1 protein-coding gene is annotated in these 338 nt (G+C 71.6%); it reads right to left on the bottom strand.

Annotation, left to right across the window (positions count from 1 at the left end; genetic code table 11):
- The coding region (locus DIE08_RS35345; RefSeq protein WP_148096110.1) for a hypothetical protein at positions 1-338 on the bottom strand (338 nt) is incomplete at both ends.

Raw genomic sequence — 338 nt, 5'->3', positions numbered from 1 at the left:
GGATCGTAGCGGTAGGCGAGCTGCCCGCGCCGCGTGTCGTTGATGTCGGTGAGCTGGCCGCTGGCGTCGTAGCGGTAACGCCGCACCAGCAGGCGGTTGCCGCCTGCGGTGTGCGTGGGGGCGGGTGTGTCGCGCGTCAGCACCTGCTCGCTGAGCCGCCCCATGGCGTCCCACTGCTGCGTTTGCAGCAGGCGGTTGCCTTGCAGGCGCGCGACCTCGCGATGCAGTTCGTCGCGCTCGTAGCTGACCAGCTCGCGCTCGTCGAGCTGCAGCGCCAGCAGGTGGCCGCTGCCGTAGGTGAGCCAGCTGACACGGTGGCCGTCCGGGCGCACGGTGGC

This window comes from Burkholderia sp. Bp9004 (assembly GCF_003858025.1).
GTDB classification, from domain to species: domain Bacteria; phylum Pseudomonadota; class Gammaproteobacteria; order Burkholderiales; family Burkholderiaceae; genus Burkholderia; species Burkholderia diffusa.
Note: the sequence above shows the minus strand (reverse complement) of the source record. Positions and strands in the feature narration are given on the sequence as shown.